Below are 20,193 nucleotides of genomic sequence, written 5' to 3'. Positions count from 1 at the left end.
CGATCGCCGGTATGTTCAACAGATAAACCGTACAGCTACTCTGCCCGCAGGAATTTGACAGGGTTTGCCGAAGCGGCCTTCAATGCGTGCCCGATCACCGTAGCAACCGTAATGAAGGCCATTAGTCCCAGGGTAGCCAGCAACAGCCACGCGCTCAGGTGAATGCGGTGGGCGTATTGCTGCAGCCAGCCCGAGGTGAGCCACCAGCCCAGCGGCGCCGCAAGCAGAAAGCCAACTACAAGCAGCCGTGCGAATTCTTTCCCGAAAACCCAGAGCAACTGTTCGGTACGGGCGCCCAATACCCGGCGCACACCAATCTCTTTCGCGCGTTTTTCAGCCATAAATGTGATCAGACCGTATAGTCCCAGGCAACTGGTGGCCACCGCTATCAATGCAAAAATCTGCACAAAACCCGCAAGCAGGCGCTCCATTCGCGTAAAAGAGTTCAGCAGGTCGTTCAGTAAATCGGATTTATAGAGCTGGTCGGGGAGGGTCGCGTCCCATACAGCCTGAATTGACTGTTCCGTCCCTGCGGGATGTTTCGGTGAAAGGGTTAGGACGGCCATTGCGGTATGCTGCAAATCGTGGATCAGGGTCACAGGCAGGATAGGCTGGTGCAGGTCGCCAGAGCGGAAATCTTGAACAACACCCACAATCGTGCGGTCACCATCTTTAATGCGCATTCTTTTTCCTACTACGGAACTGACCGGCGACACGCCAAGTTGCCGCACCAGTGTTTCGTTGACCATCACCTCGTGTCCCGTCGTGTCGCTCACATTGAAGTTGCGGCCCGCGACGAGCGACAGCCCGAAAGTGGACAAATATCTTTCATCTGCTGCGCGGACTCTTGTTTCAAACGCTTCCGGCTCGGTGGCAATATGAAAGCTGAACTGACTTGGCCTGTTGTAAGGAGATACCGGCGGGTCGCTCGCGAATGTGACTGCTTCTATCCCGGGTACATTCAGCAGGGTTTCGCGTAGTTGCTGATGTGGTACACTGCCTTGTTGCGGCAGCCAGAGAACCTGCAAATTATCGTGGCGAAAGCCCCAGTCTACCGCCTGCATGTGCCGCAGCTGGGCGGTAATAACCAGAACAATGATCAGGAACAGCTGCGTAAGTAAAAATTGACCGGTAATCAATGCGCGGCGGACCGTGAAGCCGCCCTTTGCACGGGTAGGCTGTCCGGTCAGCGCCTTTGCAGGATCAAACCCGGATAAAATCCAGGAAGGATATAAGCCGGACAGGAGCATTACACCCGCAACAAGCGCACCGAACCAGAGGAATGCACCGGGCTGCACTAAGTCCAGAATGGAAATGTCCGGGTGAAGCGTTTGATCCTGATCGGCCAGTGTCTGGTTGACGAGTGGCATCGCCATTTGCGTGAGCAGCAAGGCAAATATCGCTGCCGCCACCGTCAGTAATGCAGTTTCGAGCATAAATTGTCTGAGCAGCTGAAACCTGTTGCTGCCAACCACTTTGCGTACGCCTACCTCACGTGCACGCTGCAGTGCCTGTGCAGTGGCCAGGTTGATATAGTTAATGCAGGAAGCAGCTACCAGTAGCAGGCCGACCGCCATTAATGCATACAATACCGGTCGCGGCGCCATTCCGCTGCGTTCGTGATTGAGGTCTTCCAGCGGAAAAACATGGTACGCAAAGTTCGCTGCTTCTTTGGCGGGGAGGTGTTTTTTGCGCACGATGTCCAATGCGCCTGCCAGCTGCTGCTGTTCGGTGCCGTCGCGCAGCAGTACAAAGCACATACTTTGAAGCCCCTGCCAGTCGAGCATTGCCTTGGGGGATTCCAGTCCCGGAATGGTAGCGTAGGATACCAGCGCATCGTAGCGCAGCTGGGTGTTGGAAGGCGGGTTTTTGATAATGCCCGTGACGGTAAGATTCACGCGGTTATCCAATCTCAATGTGCGGCCGAGGGGTGATTTGGTGTTAAAGTACTTTTCAGCATATCGCTCACTGAGCACGATCGTGTTGGGTGATGACAATGCGCTTTTCTGATTGCCGCTTACCCATTCTACGCCAAAAAGGTCAAAATACTGGGGTTCTGTAAAGCATACATTGCGGGCTTCGCTGAACTTCCTGGCTGCGCCGCCTTTTTCGTTCGGCACATTGATGGTCCGACCGAAAAAGGTTTCCAGCCTTACTGCACTTTCCACGAAAGGGTAATCCCTGCGGAGTACTTCTGCAAGCGGGCGCGGTGCAGCGTCGGTTTGCATGACCGACTCCCGTTTTACATCAGTCACGACCCAGAAAGATCGCTCCATGTGCGGATGGTACCTGTCGAAACTCAGCATGTAATTAACAACCAGGAAGATCACCAGCCCGCTGGCAAGCCCCAGGCTCAGGCTCCCGATCCGGATCAGGTTGACCTGCCGTTCCCGCCACATCCGGCGCCAGGAAAGAGTAAGATAATGTGAAAGCATACGTGCAGTGTTTAGGTCTTTTTTTTGTTTAATACCAAAACAAACTGTATATATAAATATACTTTATATTAAAGATGTTTTTGTTAAATTCATATTGCTTGCATAAAGTAGACCGGCGACATCTGAAATAAATGAAGCGCATTAAACGTGCTTGCCCGCTACTGTTTGCGATAGGATTTGATGTGCAGAAGCCTGGGCGTATAGGAAATCATCAGGTAGCTCCAGACGGGGATCTTACCAGCGTCAGGCGCTTTTTTCAGTAATTCCATTCGTTCTTCTGCTAGCGTAAATGAGATTCCGTAAATGATTTCCAGGTTTTTGACCGGCCTGAAATTGAGGGAAACGTCGCTTTCGAAGCCCAGGTATTTACCAGCTAGCGCGTCGCCTGACTTTAGTAGGGAATGTTGGGAGTAGAAAAGATGTGCGTCGGCGCGCAGCGACAATTTTTTGCCTGCCTGGTGGATTACAAAAACATAGGGATTCACCAAGCCTTTCTCATTCACATCCGCAGGAAAGCGCGTGAACAGGTTCATATTTCCCATGAACTTCCAGGCTACTCCGTAAAGCGGTACAAAAGAGTTGGAACTGGACTTAGGAATGCCCGCTTTATCGCCGCTCAGTAGCTCGGCACCCAGGCGGAACGCAGTCCTGGCTGCATTGAAGCTCATTTCCGGCTGGATATAGTAGGCGCGGAGCTTCCGTGCATTGGCCGTGTGCCCGTACTGGAAATAGGCATTCACGGTTCCATAAAGCCGCCCGTGTGCATACTCGGCGCGACCGCCATTGGTCACACGCCGATAATAGTTATTGTGCTCAGCCGGCTTCTCGAAAACGTCCATCGCGTTGATCGTGGTAAGCGTAAGCTTGTTCTTAAACTGGTATTTGAGGTGGTGGACTAGTAGTAACTTGTACTGATGTGAGGAAACGGGCGAATAAGCGGCCTCAAATCGCTCATTGTATGGTCGTGTGAATGCGATTGTCAGGTCGGTGTTCAACTTTCCGTTGTATAAAAAACGCAAACCCTCGTGCGCCCGGCTCTGCTGTGCCCAGGGGGCCGCCGAAAACAGCCGGCCATTGTCCAGCGATAATGCCTGCCGGCCAATTCTTACAGAAAAGTTTTTGGCCAATGCGGGCTCGGCAAACAGCTCAAATGCATTGATGCTGCCAACCTGCGACAGCTTGTCCCTGCGGCCCCACACGTGTATTTCCTGCGGAGAAGCATGGAACCTGAAACCGCGGGACTTGTAATTGATCGTAAGCCTGTTCCGCTGTGTTGCATACAATTCCGGCATCACCGGGTCGGCAGGGGAGAGCATGAAATTGTTCCTGAACTCAAACCGCGGCCGGACCTCGAAATCAACTGTCAGCTCATGCTTCAAAGTGTCGGCAATCTGGGCAGAAGCGCGGAGCGCCGGGCTTGTAAACAGGATAAACAATACTAGGTAACGCACCAGCTTTTTAGAATATACTCCTGTCGGATGTAAGTTTCGGGGCAGTAAAGTTGCGATCAGTTTCTGAGTAGAAGTGAGTTTTTTGAAAATATTTCTTGGCTGTTCAAAGATAAACACTTTACTTTGTCTATCAAATTTATAGAGTATTCTGTTAACCACCGGCAGGATCGTCTCACGCGTATTTTTTTATTCCTGTTCTGACAAGTTCGGGTTGATCTATATTGCTTAAAAGCCGGTGTTTAACTATGAAGCTCTCTACCTTTTTTTCGCTTGCTCTTTTGGGCGTCTCGCCTGTATTTGCCCAAAAGAAGAACGCGCCCGACCCGCGCCCGAACATCATCCTGGTCATGGTCGACGACCTGGGCTACTCTGACATTGGTGCCTACGGCTCTGAAATCAAGACGCCAAACATTGATCAGCTTGCCAGCGAGGGCGTTCGTTTTCGTGAGTTCTACAACAATTCGATCTGCGCGCCCACCCGCGCTTCGTTGATTACGGGCCAATATCCGCACAAAGCCGGAGTAGGGTATTTCAATGTAAACCTGGGGCTGCCCGCTTACCAGGGTTACCTGAACAAAGAGTCGCTCACATTCGGTGAGGTGCTTCGGAATGCAGGTTATAGTACACTTTTGAGTGGAAAATGGCATGTCGGAAACGATAGTCTGGCCTGGCCAAACCAGCGCGGCTTCGATCGGTTTTACGGCTTTATCAACGGCGCGAGCAACTATTTTGATATCGGTAAATACGGGAACGGTCCGAAAGTGGAACTGGTGGAGGATAACAAACGCATTAACCTGCCGCCAGACAAGTACCTGACCGACGAGATCACCGACCACGCCATTTCCTTCCTCGAAGAGCAGAGCAAAACAGCCAAGCCATTCTTTCTCTACCTGGCCTACAATGCGCCGCACTGGCCATTGCAGGCACACGAAGCTGACATTGCCCGATACAAAGGCAGGTACAGCATCGGCTGGGACTCGCTGCGGCAGGAGCGGCTCCGCCGGCAGGAAGAACTTGGTATTGCAGATCCCAAACAGGCAGTGGCGCAACGCGATCCCGATGTGCCGCTTTGGGACAACGTTCCCTATGATGAAAAGCTGCTTTGGGAACGGAAAATGGAAATCTACGCAGCAATGGTCGACCGGGTAGATCAGAACATCGGCAAGCTGCGGGAGCGGCTGAAAGCATTGAAGAAAGACGATAACACACTTATTATCTTTATCTCGGACAATGGTGCACAGGGCGGCTACGCAGGCGCTTCGCCCCGGAAACCGCAGCGCAACTCAGGTCCGGCCGGGACAGCCGGTTCGTACGTGTACCAGGACCAGCCCTGGGCTTATGTATCCAATACGCCGCATTCGGCCTACAAGAACAACATGCATGAAGGTGGGATCAGTGCGCCATTTATTGCCTGGTTCCCGAAGCAGATCAAAGCCGGAACAATCGTAAAAGGTACAGGACACCTCATTGATCTTGCGCCCACGTTTTACGATTTGGCAAAAGCAGCTTACCCCGCTTTGATGAAAGGTATAAATACCAATCCGCTGCCAGGTAAAAGTCTGCTGCCTGTAATGACGGGCAAGGCCGAGGTTGTGGACAGGGGAGGAGAGCCGATCTTCTGGGAGCGCGCGGGCAACCGGGCGGTGAGGAAGGGAAAATGGAAAATCGTGTCAACTTTTCCTGCTTACAAATGGGAGCTGTACGATCTGGAAACCGACCGCGGCGAGACTACAGACATTGCAGCCAGCAGAACAGATATCGTCAATGAGCTCTCGGCTGATTACACGCGTTGGGCGGAAAGGACCGGTGTGGTTGATTACGAAAAGATCAAACCTGCCAATCCGATCGGAGCACAGGCTACACGACCGGACAGGAGGCCGCCGGCATTTTGAGGCGGTAGGCTGGTAGCTGTGAGCTTTTAGCGGTTAGCCATTAGCTGGTAGCCGATAGCCGATTGCTGATAGCTATTGGCTTTCGGGCTACGTATATGATGGAGCGTTCCGGGTTGTATTTGTTGCTTTTCTTTTCTGATCACATTCTTTTGAACTTAAAACCTAATTTTTCTAATACTATGCGAAATCTGAGATCGATGATTATTTTGCTGTTGGCGAGTTTTTTGCTGACCAATGCATTTGCGCAAAAGCGGGAGCTGCTGACTTTTGATGCATTTGAAACGAAATTGAAAGCTGCCGGCAGGAACGCGCAGATCCTGGATGCACGGCTCCCCGAGGAATACCAGCAAAACCACCTGGAACGCGCGGTGAGTTTTAGCATTGCTGATCAGGCGGATTTCGAAAAGCAAAGCGCGAAGCTGAGCAAAGACAAGCCTACTTTCATTTACTCGATCGGCAATGGACGCAGCGGCGTGCTCGCCCAGCAATTGCGAGATGCAGGATTCAAAGATGTGACGGAGGTACCTGGCGGTCTAAGCAAATGGATCGGGTTGGGCAGACCGGTGATTTCCACAACCGGAAAAGGCTTATCACTCGATGAATACACCGCTTCACTAAAAAGCGACAAACTGGTACTGGTCGATTTTGGCTCACGCTACTGCCCTGGCTGCAAAAAACTCGAACCTACCATTGATTCCATCAAAACGGAGCAGGCTTCCAACGTAAAAGTGATCAAAATTGAGGCTTACGAGAATAAAAGTCTGGTGAAAGAACTCGGCGTAGTAGGGTTGCCCACATTGATCCTGTACAGAAATAACCAGATCGTTTGGCAGAAAAAAGGTAACGCAACGAAAGCCGAGATTGAAGAAATCCTGAATAATCAGGCATTATAAGGACGAATAGGGTAGTTGTTAAAACCGGCAGTGCATTATGCACTGCCGGTTTTTTTACTCAGGTCTGTGCCGCAACAATCAGTAAAGCAAACAGAACCTTAATTTTTTGAGTAAATGGCTATTTATTAAGCTGTTCCAAAATCTGTTTTGCCGCGCGCACATCATAATCGGAATCCTTCGGATTTTCTTTCAAAAGCGATTTCACATTGGCTACCGCGGGCTGTGCTTTGGAGCCGATCGTTTCCAGCACATTTAATGCCTGGACCCGTGCCATTTGACTGCTGTCTTTGAGCGCTTCACTCAGTGTTTGCACCGGCTTTTCCGTTTCACCCAATGCAAGCAGCGATTCCGCTGCGGCAATGCGGACCGTTATTTCAGGGTCGTTCAGCAACGTAAGCAGCTGGCTTTTAGCAGAAGCAGCGTCATTTTTCAAGACTATTGTACCGATCACAGCCCAGTAGCGAACCACCGGATCTTTGTCTCCCAGCCTTTTTGTGATTTCACTCAATTTTGATTTGTCACGAGAAGAGGCAATTTCTGCAGTCTCAATAACTCTTTTCACATCATATTTACCACTTTTGGCATACTCAAAGAGCGACGTGGTTCCGGAGATTTTACTCAAAAGCGCCTCTGGAATGAAGCCGACATCTTTTGAGTCGATCAGCCAGTTGTGGTTCACCACGCGCAGTTTGGCAAGCGTCGCTTTATACCTTGGATCAGCAGCCAGGTTGTGAATGTTGTGTGGGTCATTTTCGATGTCAAAAAGCTCCTCAGCCGGTTTTTCCTGCCAAAATCTGGATTGGTCCTCATTGAGCCGCCCTGCCTTGAACTCCGCCTCCCACGAAGGCATCGAGGGTGCTTTCCACAAATATTCCAGATGCTGCGCATAGATTTTATGTGGAAGATAGTTGCGGATGTATCTGAATCTCTTGTCACGAACCGTTCGGGAAAGATCAGTGCGCTCGTCCATTCTGCCCCGGAATCCGTAAGCATAATCGCGTTCCTTTACTTGTTGTTTTCCTAAAAAAGCTTTTCCCTGCATGTGGGCAGGTATGTTAATGCCAGCAATGCTCAAAATGCTGGGTGCAAAGTCGAGGAATGTGACGATCCGGTCAGTTTGCGTGCCGGCTTTCCCAGGCGCCAATGCGGCAAATTTTTCCGGAACGTGAATGATCAACGGCACACGAAGCCCCGATTCATACACAAACCGCTTGCTTCGGCCGAGGATGCCGCCATTGTCCGCGTAATAAAAAACGATGGTATTCTCCGTCAGTCCCTGCTCGTCGAGCTCTTTCAAAAGCGCACCAAATTGGCGGTCCATTTCCTCTACCTTATCATAATACTGCGCCCAGTCGTGCTTCATTTCCGCCGTTTTAGGATGGTAAGGCGGTAATGGTGCTTTTTCCGGATCGTGTTTCAGCTTTTCGGTAGGCTCAGGTGTGTGAATGCTGCTTTCGTGCGAAACATTCAGGTTGAAAACGGCGAAAAACGGCTGCCCCGGCTTGCGGTTCTTGTAAGTAGCCTTGCCGCTCGATTCGTCCCAGGCTTCCGTCTGATCAATTGTGTTGTAGTCTTTTTTTGCATTATTGGTCGTGTAATAGCCCGCCTCACGCAGATATCGAGGGAAAAATCTGACAAACTCCGGGACCGGGTAAGTGCTCCGCATGTGCTCCGTGCCCATCGAAGGCGGGTGCATGCCTGTAATCAGCGTAGAGCGGGAAGGCGCGCAAACCGGGGCAGTTGCAAATGCATTTTTATACAATACTCCCCGCATCGCAAATCGGTCGAGGTTCGGCGTTGTGGCATATTGATCACCATAAGCGCCCAAAAACGGGCTGTTATCTTCACTCACTATCCATAGAATGTTAGGTCTGTCCAGGGCAGAATGATCCTGCTGCTTCGCTTCTACAATCGTGAAAGTCAGTATGGAGACAAGAAAGAATATCAACTTTTGAAAAGAAGCTTTCATTCAAATGGGCCTTTAAGATGATGTGATCAGATTTTTTGCAGCTCCGGGCATTCGCCACGTTTACCCGGACTGCGTGAGCTTTATTAACCGTTTCGTTTTAGTTAGTCGCAATTATCCTACAAAGTTGGTAGACAATATAATAATCTTTAACAAACAAATGCAAGTGAACAGCCGCGTTGGGTCGGTAGCTGCATTGCATTGCGCTCAAATACCTCCTGGTAAAAAATATCGCTAATCGGAACGATTGTTCCGATTAGGTGTTTTTATATCGGAACAATCATTCCGAAAAGGTTTAAGTAACATCATTACAAATGGAAAAGTTAGCTAACAAAGTAGCAGTAGTAACAGGCGCATCCAAGGGGATCGGCGCAGGTATAGCCAAAAGTCTTGCCGCAGCCGGCGCAGCTGTGGTGGTCAATTATGCATCTGCCAGAGAAGGTGCTGAAAAAGTGGTAGCAGAGATCGTTGAGGACGGGGGCCGGGCAATTGCAGTGCAGGGCAACGTGGCCAATGAAGAAGACGTAACCCGCCTTTTTACCGAAGCAAAGCAGACTTTTGGCGGCGTGGATATTCTTGTGAATAATGCGGGTGTGTACCAGTTCGGCGCGATCGAGGATGTTACCGCGGAAGAGTTCAACCGGCAGTTTGGAACCAACGTGCTCGGACTGCTTTTGGTAACTAAAGGTGCGGTGAAAAGTTTTGGTGAAAACGGCGGAAGTATCATCAACATCGGCTCAACTGCAAGCAGGATCACACCTGCGGGAAGTTCAATTTACACAGCTAGCAAAGGTGCCGTAGACTCGATTACGCAGGTTTTATCGAAAGAACTGGGCCCTAGAAAAATACGTGTGAATGCGATCAACCCGGGAATGGTAGAGACAGAGGGTACACATACCGCCGGGTTTATCGGTAGCGAAATGCAGAAAGCGATGGAGCAAACTACTCCGCTTGGCCGCATTGGTCAGCCAGAGGATATCGCACCGGTTGCCGTGTTCCTGGCGTCCGATGATTCACGCTGGCTTACCGGCGAAACGATCCTCGCAAGTGGCGGTATCCGGTAATCAGGATTAATTTTTAGTACAAAATTGAATAGCTTTGCTCAGTAACGGGTAAAGCTTTTCTGCAATGGCAAGAACGAAGGATTTCAACGAGGAGGAGGTTTTGGAAAAGGCAGTGTGCCTTTTCTGGCATAAGGGGTACAATGGTACGTCAATGCAGGAATTGGTGGATCACCTTGGAATCAGCCGTTCGAGCCTGTATGATACTTATGCAGACAAACATACCCTCTACGTCAAGGCATTGGAACATTATCAGAATACTTCCGGAGGCAAAATGTGCGAGATCATCAACGAATCCACATCTGCCCGGCAAGCAATCCGGCGATTACTCGAACTGGTTACCGTAGACCTCCTCAACGATGAGCAGCACAAAGGTTGCTTTATGGTAAATGCCGAAGTCGAGATCGCGTCGCACGACGAAGAGGTAAAGCAGATCGTGCGCAGGAACGAAGAATGGATTGAAGACGCTTTTTTTCGCGCCATAAGGAAAGGCCAGGAAAGCGGCGAAATAGCAAATACACAAGACGCCAGGGCGCTCGCCCGCTTCATTTTCAATAATGTAAAAGGAATACGTGTTTCGGCCAAATCCGTTACTGACAGGTCATTCTTTGAGGATATTATCAAAATCACATTGTCAGTACTGGATTAGTGACATCTTCGATCACAGGCTGTTGCAGGAAAATATTTTTCTACGCCGTTCCAGGTAAAACTATTTTTATAAAAACTAGAAGGATAGTAAGGGTGATTTTTGGGGATTCACGTCACTAGGGGGTACATGATGTTTCTCTAAACCAAAAAACCTTATGAAAAAATCCTCTACGTGCATTCGGTGGGGAAGTCTTGCGGTACTGTCAGGAATCTGGCTGCACCCGGGCTTTCAGATCGAGGCAAGAAGCGGCACCCTGACCAGAGTCAGGCACGAAGTGAAGGCAGCTGTCACGATTACCGGTAAGGTGACAGACGAAAAAGGCGCAGGATTGCCGGGCGTGAATGTAATTGAAAAAGGTACTGCCAATGGTACCACCACCAACCCCGACGGAGATTATACGATTACAGTAGCCGGACCATCGTCGGTGTTGACATTCAGCTTCATCGGCTACATTTCCCAGGAGGCAACCATCGACAACCGCACGGCGATCAGCATTCAGCTGGCGCCCGAAGACAAATCGCTCGATGAAGTAGTGGTGGTAGGTTACGGAACACAGAAAAAAGTGAATGTAACCGGGGCGGTTTCGGCGATTCAAATCGACGATAAGATTACCAACCGCTCGCTCAGCAACGTTTCGTCCGGTTTACAGGGATTGGTACCTGGGCTTGCAGTAAACCAGAATTCAGGTATGGCAGGCCGGAACAACGCTTCGCTGGTGATCCGCGGCTTGGGTACCGTTAACAATGCGAGTCCGCTGGTAGTTGTGGACGGTATGCCAGATGTGGATATTAACCGGCTCAACATGAACGATATCGAGTCGGTATCTATACTGAAAGACGCTACTTCTTCGTCCGTTTACGGTTCCCGTGCTGCAAACGGGGTTATCCTGATCACGACGAAGTCGGGTAAGGGACAGGAAAAAGCGACGATCAACTTCTCAGGCAACTACGGTTTTCAAACACCCACACGAGCTTATGATTTCCTGGCTGACTATCCGCGTACCCTGACTATCCACCAGCGTGCAGCGGCAGTGAATACTTTACGCCAGAACTTCAACTTCCGAAACGGTACCATTGACCAATGGATGGCGCTGGGTATGATCGATCCGGTGGCTTATCCGAACACCGACTGGTGGGATGTGATCATGCGGACTGGCTCTGTACAGAACTACAACCTGTCGGCATCAGGTGGCGGCGACAAGTCCAACTTCTTCATCTCAGTGGGTCTGATGAACGAGAAGGGTTTGCAGATCAACAATGATTTCAAACGCTACAATGCGCGGTTCAACTACGATTACAAGATCCGGAAGAACATCAATACCGGGGTAAAATTCACGGGTAACTGGTCCAATATGACCTACGCGCTGGAAGATGGATTTACGGACGATGATGCTGCCAATACAGCGGGTTTTGACATGCAGTACGCAATCCCGGGTATCCTGCCTTACGATCCGGTGACTGGCTACTTTGGTGGTGTAATGGCGTATAATGAAGATCCCCAGGCATATAACCCCTACACGCTCTACGTAAACCAGCTCAACAGGCAGAACCGTCAGGAAGCCAATGCGAATATGTACATCGACTGGACGCCGGTTAAGGGACTTACTGCCCGCATTGATTACGCGCTAAACTATTTCAACCAGTTCCGCTGGAATGCACCAATGCCTAATCAATCGTACAACTTTCAGACGAATTCGTTCGGGAGCCGCGTGTATGTAGGACCGAATGCGGGAGTTGGTAATTTCACTGATACAGGTTATAAAACCCTTCTCAACGGCCGTTTGAACTATAACACGACCATCGCCAAAAATCACGAGATCGGCGCCATGTTCGTGTACAGTGAAGAATACTGGTACGAGCGTTACCAGGCCACCTCGCGAAATGACAGGTTGCACCCGTCTTTGCATGAAGTAGACGCTGCTTTGACTGATATTCAGGCCACTGCCGGTAACTCGGCAACGGAGGGTTTACGATCCTACATTGGCCGGGTTAACTATGCTGCATTCGACAAATACCTGCTTGAAGTAAACTTCCGTTCAGACGGTTCTTCCAGGTTCCTTCCAGGCAGTCAATTCGGGTTTTTCCCATCAGCTGCATTGGGCTGGCGGTTTACTGAGGAAGCTTTCATCAACCGCTATACGAGCAGTATACTTACAAACGGAAAGATCCGTGCTTCTTACGGAAGTTTGGGAAATAACAGCGGCGTAGGCCGTTTTGAGCAGCAGTCGACACTAGGAGCAAGCAATTATATGGTGAATGGACAGATAGTGAAGGGTTTTGTTAACAAGAAGTTGGTAAATAAAGACTTGTCCTGGGAAACTACCAAAGTGTTTAACCTTGGTCTGGACCTTGGCTTCCTGAACAACCGCCTTACTGCTGAGATCGATTACTACGATCGCCTCACAACCGGCATGAACCGCCCGTCTGAAATGTCGATCCTGCTTACCGGCGCATACGATGCACCACGAAGGAACATCGGAAACCTGCGTAACCGTGGAATAGAAGGTAATCTGACATGGCGCGACCGGAAAGGTGCCGTGAATTATACCCTTGCATTAAACGCATCTTACAACAGAACGAAGCTGGAAAAGTGGAATGAATTTCTTTCAAGAACGTCGACCAATTCCGGCAACGCTGTATTCCTGGGTCTTCCTTACGGGTATCTGTACACCTACCAGGATCAGGGTATTGCGCAGACCTGGCAGGATGTGTACAATGCGACGCCGCAAAACGCTTCGCCGGGAGATATTCTCCGGAAGGATATCAATGGAGACGGAAGGATCTCGGACGATGACAGAGTAGCTTACCCGAAAGTGCAGCGTGACCGACCGACAACCAACTTCGCATTAAACGGTAACGTGTCATGGCGTGGAATTGACCTTACATTCCTGCTGCAAGGAGCCGCGGGTCGAAAAGATTACTGGATCAATATCTACAATAACGTCAATTTTGGAGCGCAGCGGTACGCATCGACACAGGCTCACTGGGATAACCCCTGGTCTGTGGAGAACCGCGACGGTGCCTGGCCGAGACTGAATGGAAATGCAAACCGGGAGGAAACCACTTTCTGGCTTGACAACCTTTCTTACCTGCGGGTAAAGAATATCCAGCTGGGCTACAACCTGCCGATCACGCTTACCAAGAAACTTGGAATCAACAATTTCCGCATTTTCGCTTCTACCGAGAACCTGGCAACGCTGACGAAATTCCGCGGGCTTGATCCTGAAAAAGCAGGAAACAGAAGCGATGCATATCCTTTGAACAAATCCTATTCAGTTGGTATCAACATAGGAATTTAAAAGCCATTCTAATGAAAAGTTTCAAACATATATTATCAGCAATAACTCTCACGGGACTCATCTTCGGAACGGGTTCCTGTGTTCAGGACCTGCTCGAACAGGAGCCTACCACGGAGCTGGCGGCTGGTCAGTTCTGGAAGACCGAAGACGACGCTACGTTCGCGCTCAATGGAGCCTACGCTTCCGTGCGCCCTTTATTTGACAGGGATTATTACCTGGACGGACACGGTGAATATGTACGTACCCGGGGTACAAGCGCGACCAGAGATAACCTGCGTCTCGGCGATGCATACCACGATGGCGATTACAACCCAAGCGGCTACGGCGACAATTTTGACAAAATGTACCGGTACTTGTACGGAGGTGTCAACCGCACGAATTATGTGATCACCAACGTCGAAAATATGTTGAAGACCGCTAAGCCGGAGTCGATCGCAAAGCTTGAAGCAATCGTAGGAGAGGCTAAGCTGCTCCGTGGGATGGTTTATTTCCGGTTGATTTCGATGTGGGGTGATGTACCGTATTTTACCAAAATAGCAGAGTCAAATGCAGATGTTTCCACTTTAACGCGCACGCCGATTGCGCAGGTGAAGGACTCCATTATGGCTGATTTTACCTATGCTTACGAAAAGCTTCCTGCAAAAGCAGCGGGAGCAGGCCGCGCCGGGAAACCTGCGGCACTTGCATTCCGCGGAAAGCTGCAATTGTACTGGGCATGCTGGAACCGTTTCGGCTGGCCGGAGCTTGAAACTTTCAAAGCAGATGCGAGCCTGGCACCGGCTGCTTACGCTGGAGCAGCAGCTGATTTTAACTCCGTAATCAACGATTACGGCCTGGTACTTTTCCGCAACGGAGAGCCGGGAGACATTGATTCCCTCGGTAAAGCCGACAAGCTGCCTAACTACTATTACCTGTTCACGCCCGTAGCCAACAACGACCCCGAGATCATCATGGGCTTTACGCACGGAGGAACGGGAACTGCACAGGGAGAAGAGCTAATGCGAGATTTTGCAGGCCGCTCACATGAAGGATCGCAGTGTTTTGTAGCTCCTCGTTATGAGATAGCTGACCGTTATCAGTCTACTTTAACAGGTGATTTTGCACCTAAGCTAGTGCCCATGAACCCAATCGACCCAGGTGCGCGTACTGCGCCGAACTCCGCAGTGAACCCGCAAAGTTACAAGAACCGTGACTATCGTATGAAAGCTTCCATCATGTGGGACTATGAGGTGAGTGTGGGTATGATCTCGTTGAAATCAACGGGATGGGTTCCTTTTATCTATAAAACCTGGAACCAGCCTATTACCATTAACGGTGTAAAATACACTACTTACAATACAGATGGACAGAATTCCGGCTATGTTTTCCGCAAGTTCCTGCGCAACTACGCAGGACAGGGACGGAGCGATGGTGACTACAACTTCCCGGTAATGCGCCTGGCAGATGTATACCTGATGTACGCAGAAGCATCCAATGCGGTGAAAGGTCCGACCGCCGATGCGATTGCGCTGGTCAACAAAATCCGTCACCGTGGCAATCTGCCTGCACTTACTGCAGCCAAGACGGCGAGCGCCGATGCATTCTTCGCCGCCATTGAACAGGAGCGTATTATTGAATTGTTGGGCGAAGGTCATCGAGGCTTTGATATTCGCAGATGGCGCGCACAGGAGCGCGTGTGGGGAGCGCCTTACACCGATGGACTCTGGCGGATTGATACGCACGGAGCCAATCAGCAAAGGTATTTCCAGAACACGCCGGAGCGTACTTATCAGCAGAATTACATCTTCCGCATCCCGCCGGGCGAGCGCGACCGTAACCCAAACCTGACCCAGAATACGCCCTGGCTATAAGGTGTTGTGATACGATTTGTTAAAACATTAATATTTAATCCAATGCAAAAAGATATAAAATGGATCGCCGCAATCATGCTGACATTCAGCATGCTGGTATCCTGCAAAGAAGATTTCCCTGTGGATGAAGACGGGCTGCTGATCACAACGCGCAGCCAGTGCTATGTCAGTAACTTCGAGCTGCTCGGCGCTGACTTCCAGACTGTGAGGGTGGAGAATGCGGTAATTGACACCACTGCCCAAACGATCAATGTGAAAGTTTTTTACGGAACGGATCTTAAAAACCTGTATCCGCAATTCTCCCTGGTAACCGACGCGAAGCTGGATCCGAAAATCACCGGAAAAGAAGATTTTTCCGATCTCTCGAAGCCCAAGCAGTATACCGTTGTGTCGGGCAATCGTAAAGTCAGGAAAACCTATACTGTCAACCTGACCGTGCAAACACCTTAACCCTTAAACAGCAAGATCATGAAACATACCTATTTGTATTACTTTCTTGTTTTGATCGGGTTGGTATCCCTTTCATCCTGTGAGGAAGAAGAGTACGCGATTCCGACACTCAAACAGGAGCTTCAAAACGATGTGATCAAAAGAACGATCGGCCCGAACCTGGTCGGGATGGATATTGAGTTTGCTTATGCAATGGCGATACCAAAGTCAATGGGCAAGCTGGTTTCTGCGGAAGTGGAAGCCACGATTGCCGGCGGCGAATCTACTTACCTTGAAAACCGCTCTTTTTATACCAATGGAAGCGGGGAGGACGTGGGTGTAGAGGTAGGAAGCAAATCGGTGAACAGCGGCGGCAAAACGACCGTTACGTTCAACAAAGATACAGCTGCTGCTACGCTAAGGTACTTTTACCGGATTCCGTCAGCAGCGCGCGGAAAGGAAGTTTCTTTCAAATTTTCTGCCCAAGCGAGCAATGGACAGTCGGTGAACTATTCAATGGGACCTTACAAAATCGCTGAGATGGATATGGTTCTGGACCTTGACGTAACAGACAGTACCAAAGCCTATATTTCGATCGAAGATATGGCGGTTTACAGTCTTGCGGATGCCGCTGCTAATGCATCCAAGATCGACCTGGTATACCTGTACCGCTCCATTCCGAACATTACCTTTTCACACGGACTGGTGTCTCCATCTGCCAAAACTTACCTGCCCGGCGTGAACCTTCCGGCTGGGGCAAACCGCACTTCCAGGGTTCAGAAGGTGTGGAACCTGCGCGATTTTCATTTGGCAAGATTGCAGTTCGGCGTGTACATCGACGATCTTGATTTCCAAAAGCTGGATATCGCCTCGGCTCCGGACTATGCTATTAACCTCCGGTCGGAGGCGGGTGTGTGGGTGGAGACACAGGATGGGAAATACCGCGCCTATGTTTATGTGAATTCGGTCAACAACAATACGAAGAGCGCGAAGATCAGCATCAAGCGCTATCAGATGAAATAATCCTGCTGAACAAATACACTGCTTTCCCGCAGGTTGTGATCTCTGCAACCTGCGGGATATGTGCATTTACTTCCATTCCTAACACCCTTAATGATGAAGAAAATTGCATTGGCCGCCCAGGTGGTGACCAGTTTGGCATTGTGTTTTCCAACTTTTGCCAAATCAAATCCGATCTGCTCTGCCCCTCCGCCGCATTCGCAGCAAATTGTTTTTGCTACTAGAATAAACGCGAGTTCTTACTTAGTTGATTCGCAGCCGTTTCTGGTCAAAAAAAAATTTCTGGAAACTTCCAAACGCAAACTAAAAAAGGGAGACAAACAGCTTCAAAGCGCATTGCAGAACCTGGTCGCTGAGGCTGAGAAAACCTTGAAGTCGGGACCTTACTCGGTTACCGACAAAACCAAAGTGCCTCCAAGCGGCGACAAGCGCGATTATATGAGCGTCGGCCCCTACTGGTGGCCGGACTCTACGAAGCCGGATGGATTGCCCTACATCCGGAAAGACGGTCAGGTGAATCCCGAGCGGTTCAGTATCAAAGATGCAGATTATCATGGGAACCTCTGCCGTGACGTTTTCCGGCTTTCGCTTGCCTGGTACTTCACAGGAGAAGCAAAATATTCGGATCACGCGGCGAAACTGTTAAAGGTCTGGTTTCTGGATGAACAAACGAGGATGAACCCGAACCTGAATTTCGGGCAAGCAATACCCGGCCGCACCAATGGAAGGGGCATCGGCATCATCGACACCCGCGCACTCGCTGTGCTCATCGACGGTGTACAGATCCTGAAAGACTCTAAAAGCCTTTCAGCTGCCGAATACCGCGGAATGCAGGAATGGTACCACGCCTTTCTTAACTGGATGCGAACAAGCCCGATCGGCCTCGATGAAGCCGATGAGCATAACAACCACGGTACCTGGTACGATGTTCAGACAGTATCAATGGCGCTGTTTACTGGTCAGCCTGCGCTGGCGAAGGAGATCCTGGAACAGCAAACGATGAAGCGGATCAGCAGTCAGCTCGATAGCAGCGGAGCCCAGCCGCACGAACTGGCGCGCACTATTTCCTGGAACTACTCTGTCATGAACCTCGACGGCTTTTTCCAGCTGGCTGCATTGGCAGATCACGTGGGAATTGATCTTTGGAACTACGTTACGCCAGACGGAAAGAGCATTAAAGCAGCTTTCCAGTGGCTGCTTCCATTTGCCCAAAACAAAAAAGCCTGGACACACCAGCAGATCAAACCCATTCATTTCGGCTCCTTTTCCCGAACAGCCAGAGCAGTTGCCGGCAAGTACCCGGATATCGATCTGTCGGGACTGGCGGAGGACGATCATGAAGAGAACAGCCTTTTACTGCTCACAAACACAAATATTCAGTTATGAGAACATTCCTTGTACTACTCACCGTAATGCTGACCGTCCTTGGTACGCCCGGGCAAAGCCAGTCCAACAGCGATGTACTCAAATCGCTCAAAACAGCCCATCCCAGGCTGCTTTTACTGCAAGGAGAGGAGCAGGAGATCTTATCTCAAGTCAAAAAACACCCGGAATGGAATGCGGTTCACCAGGAAATCCTGGCAGAATGCGATAAGCTGCTGGACACGCAGCCTGTGGAGCGCATTAAGATCGGCAAGCGGCTGCTAGATAAATCGCGCGAGTGTTTGAGGCGTGTTTTTCAACTATCCTATGCTTACCGCACCACCAAAGACGAGAAGTACCTCCGCCGCGCCGAGAAAGAAATGCTGGCGGTAGCCGCATTTGAAGACTGGAACCCGACGCACTTTCTGGATGTGGCAGAAATGACGATGGCGGTGGCGATCGGTTACGATTGGCTTTACGACGGGCTTTCTGAGGAATCAAGAGGCAAAATCAGGAACGCGATTATCAAAAAAGGAATTGAACCTTCCCTTGAAAAACGATATAGCTCCTTCCTGAATGCAGAGCACAACTGGAACCAGGTATGCAATGCAGGGATTTCTTTCGGTGCGCTGGCTATTGCGGAGAGCGAACCGGAACTTGCGGCGAAGATGATCTCGCGCGCCATTACCTCTATTCCAAAAGCAATGGTACCCTCGTACCAGCCCGACGGCGCTTATCCGGAGGGATTTAGTTACTGGGGCTACGGAACCAGCTTTAATGTGCTTTTTATTAGTGCGATTGAAAAGGCGCTGGACACGGATTTCGGTCTTTCTAAGTCGCCGGGCTTTCTCAAAACAGCCGGTTTTCTGCAAAATCTGGTCGGACCTACCGGGCTGGCGCATAACTGGGGAGACAGCGGGCTGAAAGAAGGTTTGAGCCCGGCCATGTTCTGGTATGCTGAAAAAACGGGAGACGCGTCGCTGCTCTGGACGCAAAAGAAGCTGCTGTCCGACAAAACAGGGAACAACATTCGCAACCGGATACTGCCTGCCTTGCTGGTGTGGGGCGCCAAGACAGATCTCGACGCGGTAAAGCCCCCGGCCAAAAAGCAATGGGTAGGGCAGGGGCCTTCCCCTGTTGCATTAATGCGCACTTCCTGGGAAGACCCGAATGCGATTTTTGTAGGATTGAAGACGGGCTCGCCCGCTGTAAACCACGCGCACATGGACGTAGGCTCTTTCGTGATCGATGCGCAGGGGGAACGCTGGGCAATTGATTTTGGAATGCAGGATTACAATTCCCTGGAAACAAAAGGCGTGGATTTGTGGAACAGAACGCAGAATTCGCAGCGCTGGGAAGTTTTCCGGCTCAACAATTTTGCCCATAACACTTTGTCTTTCGACGGCCAGCTAATGAATGCAACGGGATATGCGAAGATCGATTCGTGGTCCGAAGGTAAGTCGGAAATGTGGGCTGTGACTGATCTTTCAGATATGTACAAAGGGCAGGTTGCTGCTGCAAAACGCGGTGTTGCGATCCGGGATGCGCGTTCGGTTGTGATCAGGGATGAAGTGAAAACAGGCGATAAGCCGGCCCGGATGCGCTGGAACCTGCTGACTTCTGCTGACGTGAAAGTGGTCGATGACAAAACCGTGGAGCTTGCGCAGAATGGAAAGAAAATGCTGCTCGTATTTGATACAAAGGCTGATATTGAAATAAAAACCTGGCCGACCACGCCTACCCATGATTACGACGCGCCCAATCCGGATACGCAATTTGTGGGCTTTGAGGTAAGCTTACCTGCCAATTCCTCCGCCAGCTTCAATGCGTTTTTTACACCTACAAACAAACTTCCACAGGTGAAGCCGCTTGCTTCCTGGAAGTAAT

At 50.4% G+C, this 20,193-nt stretch carries 13 protein-coding genes; 10 read left to right on the top strand and 3 right to left on the bottom strand.

Features of this window, described 5'->3' with window-relative positions:
• Positions 1–35: 35 nt before the first annotated feature.
• Together Q369_RS0106400 and Q369_RS0106395 are read right to left on the bottom strand one after the other, a co-directional pair.
• Complete coding sequence (locus tag Q369_RS0106400) at positions 36–2,435, bottom strand: ABC transporter permease (protein WP_031526978.1); 2,400 nt, start codon at positions 2,433–2,435, stop codon at positions 36–38.
• Between the two features lie 158 nt (positions 2,436–2,593).
• The gene (locus tag Q369_RS0106395) at positions 2,594–3,886 is read right to left on the bottom strand and encodes an alginate export family protein (RefSeq protein WP_229206759.1); all 1,293 of its coding nucleotides are present in this window, start codon (positions 3,884–3,886) and stop codon (positions 2,594–2,596) included.
• A 245-nt stretch (positions 3,887–4,131) separates the two neighbouring features.
• On the opposite strand from Q369_RS0106395, the gene Q369_RS0106390 reads away from it, so the two are divergent.
• Positions 4,132–5,778: an arylsulfatase gene (locus tag Q369_RS0106390; protein ID WP_031526976.1), complete on the top strand. Its 1,647-nt coding sequence runs from the start codon at positions 4,132–4,134 to the stop codon at positions 5,776–5,778.
• A 179-nt stretch (positions 5,779–5,957) separates the two neighbouring features.
• Complete coding sequence (locus Q369_RS0106385; RefSeq protein ID WP_031526975.1) at positions 5,958–6,671, top strand: thioredoxin domain-containing protein; 714 nt, start codon at positions 5,958–5,960, stop codon at positions 6,669–6,671.
• A gap of 118 nt (positions 6,672–6,789) precedes the next feature.
• On the opposite strand, the gene Q369_RS0106380 is transcribed toward Q369_RS0106385, so the two are convergent.
• Positions 6,790–8,640, bottom strand: a complete 1,851-nt coding sequence (locus Q369_RS0106380) for a sulfatase family protein (RefSeq protein ID WP_031526974.1) — start codon at positions 8,638–8,640, stop codon at positions 6,790–6,792.
• Positions 8,641–8,951: 311 nt separating this feature from the next.
• Here Q369_RS0106380 and Q369_RS0106375 point away from each other — a divergent pair, with 311 nt between their 5' ends.
• The 8 genes from Q369_RS0106375 to Q369_RS0106340 all read left to right on the top strand — a co-directional run bounded on the left by Q369_RS0106375 (position 8,952) and on the right by Q369_RS0106340 (position 20,192).
• The gene (locus Q369_RS0106375) at positions 8,952–9,701 is read left to right on the top strand and encodes an SDR family NAD(P)-dependent oxidoreductase (RefSeq protein WP_031526973.1); all 750 of its coding nucleotides are present in this window, start codon (positions 8,952–8,954) and stop codon (positions 9,699–9,701) included.
• 64 nt (positions 9,702–9,765) lie between these two features.
• Positions 9,766–10,347 (top strand): TetR/AcrR family transcriptional regulator, encoded by a 582-nt coding sequence (locus Q369_RS0106370; RefSeq protein WP_031526972.1) that lies wholly within the window; start codon positions 9,766–9,768, stop codon positions 10,345–10,347.
• A 154-nt stretch (positions 10,348–10,501) separates the two neighbouring features.
• Complete coding sequence (locus Q369_RS0106365) at positions 10,502–13,645, top strand: SusC/RagA family TonB-linked outer membrane protein (protein ID WP_084165661.1); 3,144 nt, start codon at positions 10,502–10,504, stop codon at positions 13,643–13,645.
• Between the two features lie 11 nt (positions 13,646–13,656).
• A complete protein-coding gene (locus Q369_RS0106360) occupies positions 13,657–15,495 on the top strand; it encodes a RagB/SusD family nutrient uptake outer membrane protein (protein ID WP_031526970.1) in 1,839 nt (612 codons plus the stop codon).
• 42 nt (positions 15,496–15,537) lie between these two features.
• Positions 15,538–15,945, top strand: coding sequence for an SGBP N-terminal domain-containing protein (locus Q369_RS0106355; protein WP_031526969.1), 408 nt, complete (start codon positions 15,538–15,540; stop codon positions 15,943–15,945).
• A gap of 18 nt (positions 15,946–15,963) precedes the next feature.
• Complete coding sequence (locus Q369_RS0106350; RefSeq protein WP_031526968.1) at positions 15,964–16,947, top strand: DUF4466 family protein; 984 nt, start codon at positions 15,964–15,966, stop codon at positions 16,945–16,947.
• Positions 16,948–17,037: 90 nt separating this feature from the next.
• A complete protein-coding gene (locus Q369_RS0106345; protein WP_229206758.1) occupies positions 17,038–18,330 on the top strand; it encodes an alginate lyase family protein in 1,293 nt (430 codons plus the stop codon).
• Complete coding sequence (locus tag Q369_RS0106340; RefSeq protein ID WP_031526966.1) at positions 18,327–20,192, top strand: heparinase II/III domain-containing protein; 1,866 nt, start codon at positions 18,327–18,329, stop codon at positions 20,190–20,192. Before Q369_RS0106345 ends, Q369_RS0106340 begins: the two co-directional genes overlap by 4 nt.
• The last annotated feature ends 1 nt before the right edge of the window (position 20,193 follow it).

The sequence above is a fragment of the Dyadobacter crusticola DSM 16708 genome, assembly GCF_000701505.1.
Lineage (GTDB): Bacteria > Bacteroidota > Bacteroidia > Cytophagales > Spirosomataceae > Dyadobacter > Dyadobacter crusticola.
The sequence above is the reverse complement of the archived record's forward strand: the minus strand, read 5'-3'. Positions and strand labels throughout refer to the sequence as shown.

What these genes read in the sequence shown, in the direction of transcription:
- Q369_RS0106400 (WP_031526978.1), bottom strand. Translation starts at nt 2,435, where the DNA reads ATGCTTTCACATTATCTTACTCTTTCCTGGCGCCGGATGTGGCGGGAA.
- Q369_RS0106390 (WP_031526976.1), top strand. Translation starts at nt 4,132, where the DNA reads ATGAAGCTCTCTACCTTTTTTTCGCTTGCTCTTTTGGGCGTCTCGCCT.
- Q369_RS0106385 (WP_031526975.1), top strand. Translation starts at nt 5,958, where the DNA reads ATGCGAAATCTGAGATCGATGATTATTTTGCTGTTGGCGAGTTTTTTG.
- Q369_RS0106380 (WP_031526974.1), bottom strand. Translation starts at nt 8,640, where the DNA reads ATGAAAGCTTCTTTTCAAAAGTTGATATTCTTTCTTGTCTCCATACTG.
- Q369_RS0106375 (WP_031526973.1), top strand. Translation starts at nt 8,952, where the DNA reads ATGGAAAAGTTAGCTAACAAAGTAGCAGTAGTAACAGGCGCATCCAAG.
- Q369_RS0106370 (WP_031526972.1), top strand. Translation starts at nt 9,766, where the DNA reads ATGGCAAGAACGAAGGATTTCAACGAGGAGGAGGTTTTGGAAAAGGCA.
- Q369_RS0106365 (WP_084165661.1), top strand. Translation starts at nt 10,502, where the DNA reads ATGAAAAAATCCTCTACGTGCATTCGGTGGGGAAGTCTTGCGGTACTG.
- Q369_RS0106360 (WP_031526970.1), top strand. Translation starts at nt 13,657, where the DNA reads ATGAAAAGTTTCAAACATATATTATCAGCAATAACTCTCACGGGACTC.
- Q369_RS0106355 (WP_031526969.1), top strand. Translation starts at nt 15,538, where the DNA reads ATGCAAAAAGATATAAAATGGATCGCCGCAATCATGCTGACATTCAGC.
- Q369_RS0106350 (WP_031526968.1), top strand. Translation starts at nt 15,964, where the DNA reads ATGAAACATACCTATTTGTATTACTTTCTTGTTTTGATCGGGTTGGTA.
- Q369_RS0106345 (WP_229206758.1), top strand. Translation starts at nt 17,038, where the DNA reads ATGATGAAGAAAATTGCATTGGCCGCCCAGGTGGTGACCAGTTTGGCA.
- Q369_RS0106340 (WP_031526966.1), top strand. Translation starts at nt 18,327, where the DNA reads ATGAGAACATTCCTTGTACTACTCACCGTAATGCTGACCGTCCTTGGT.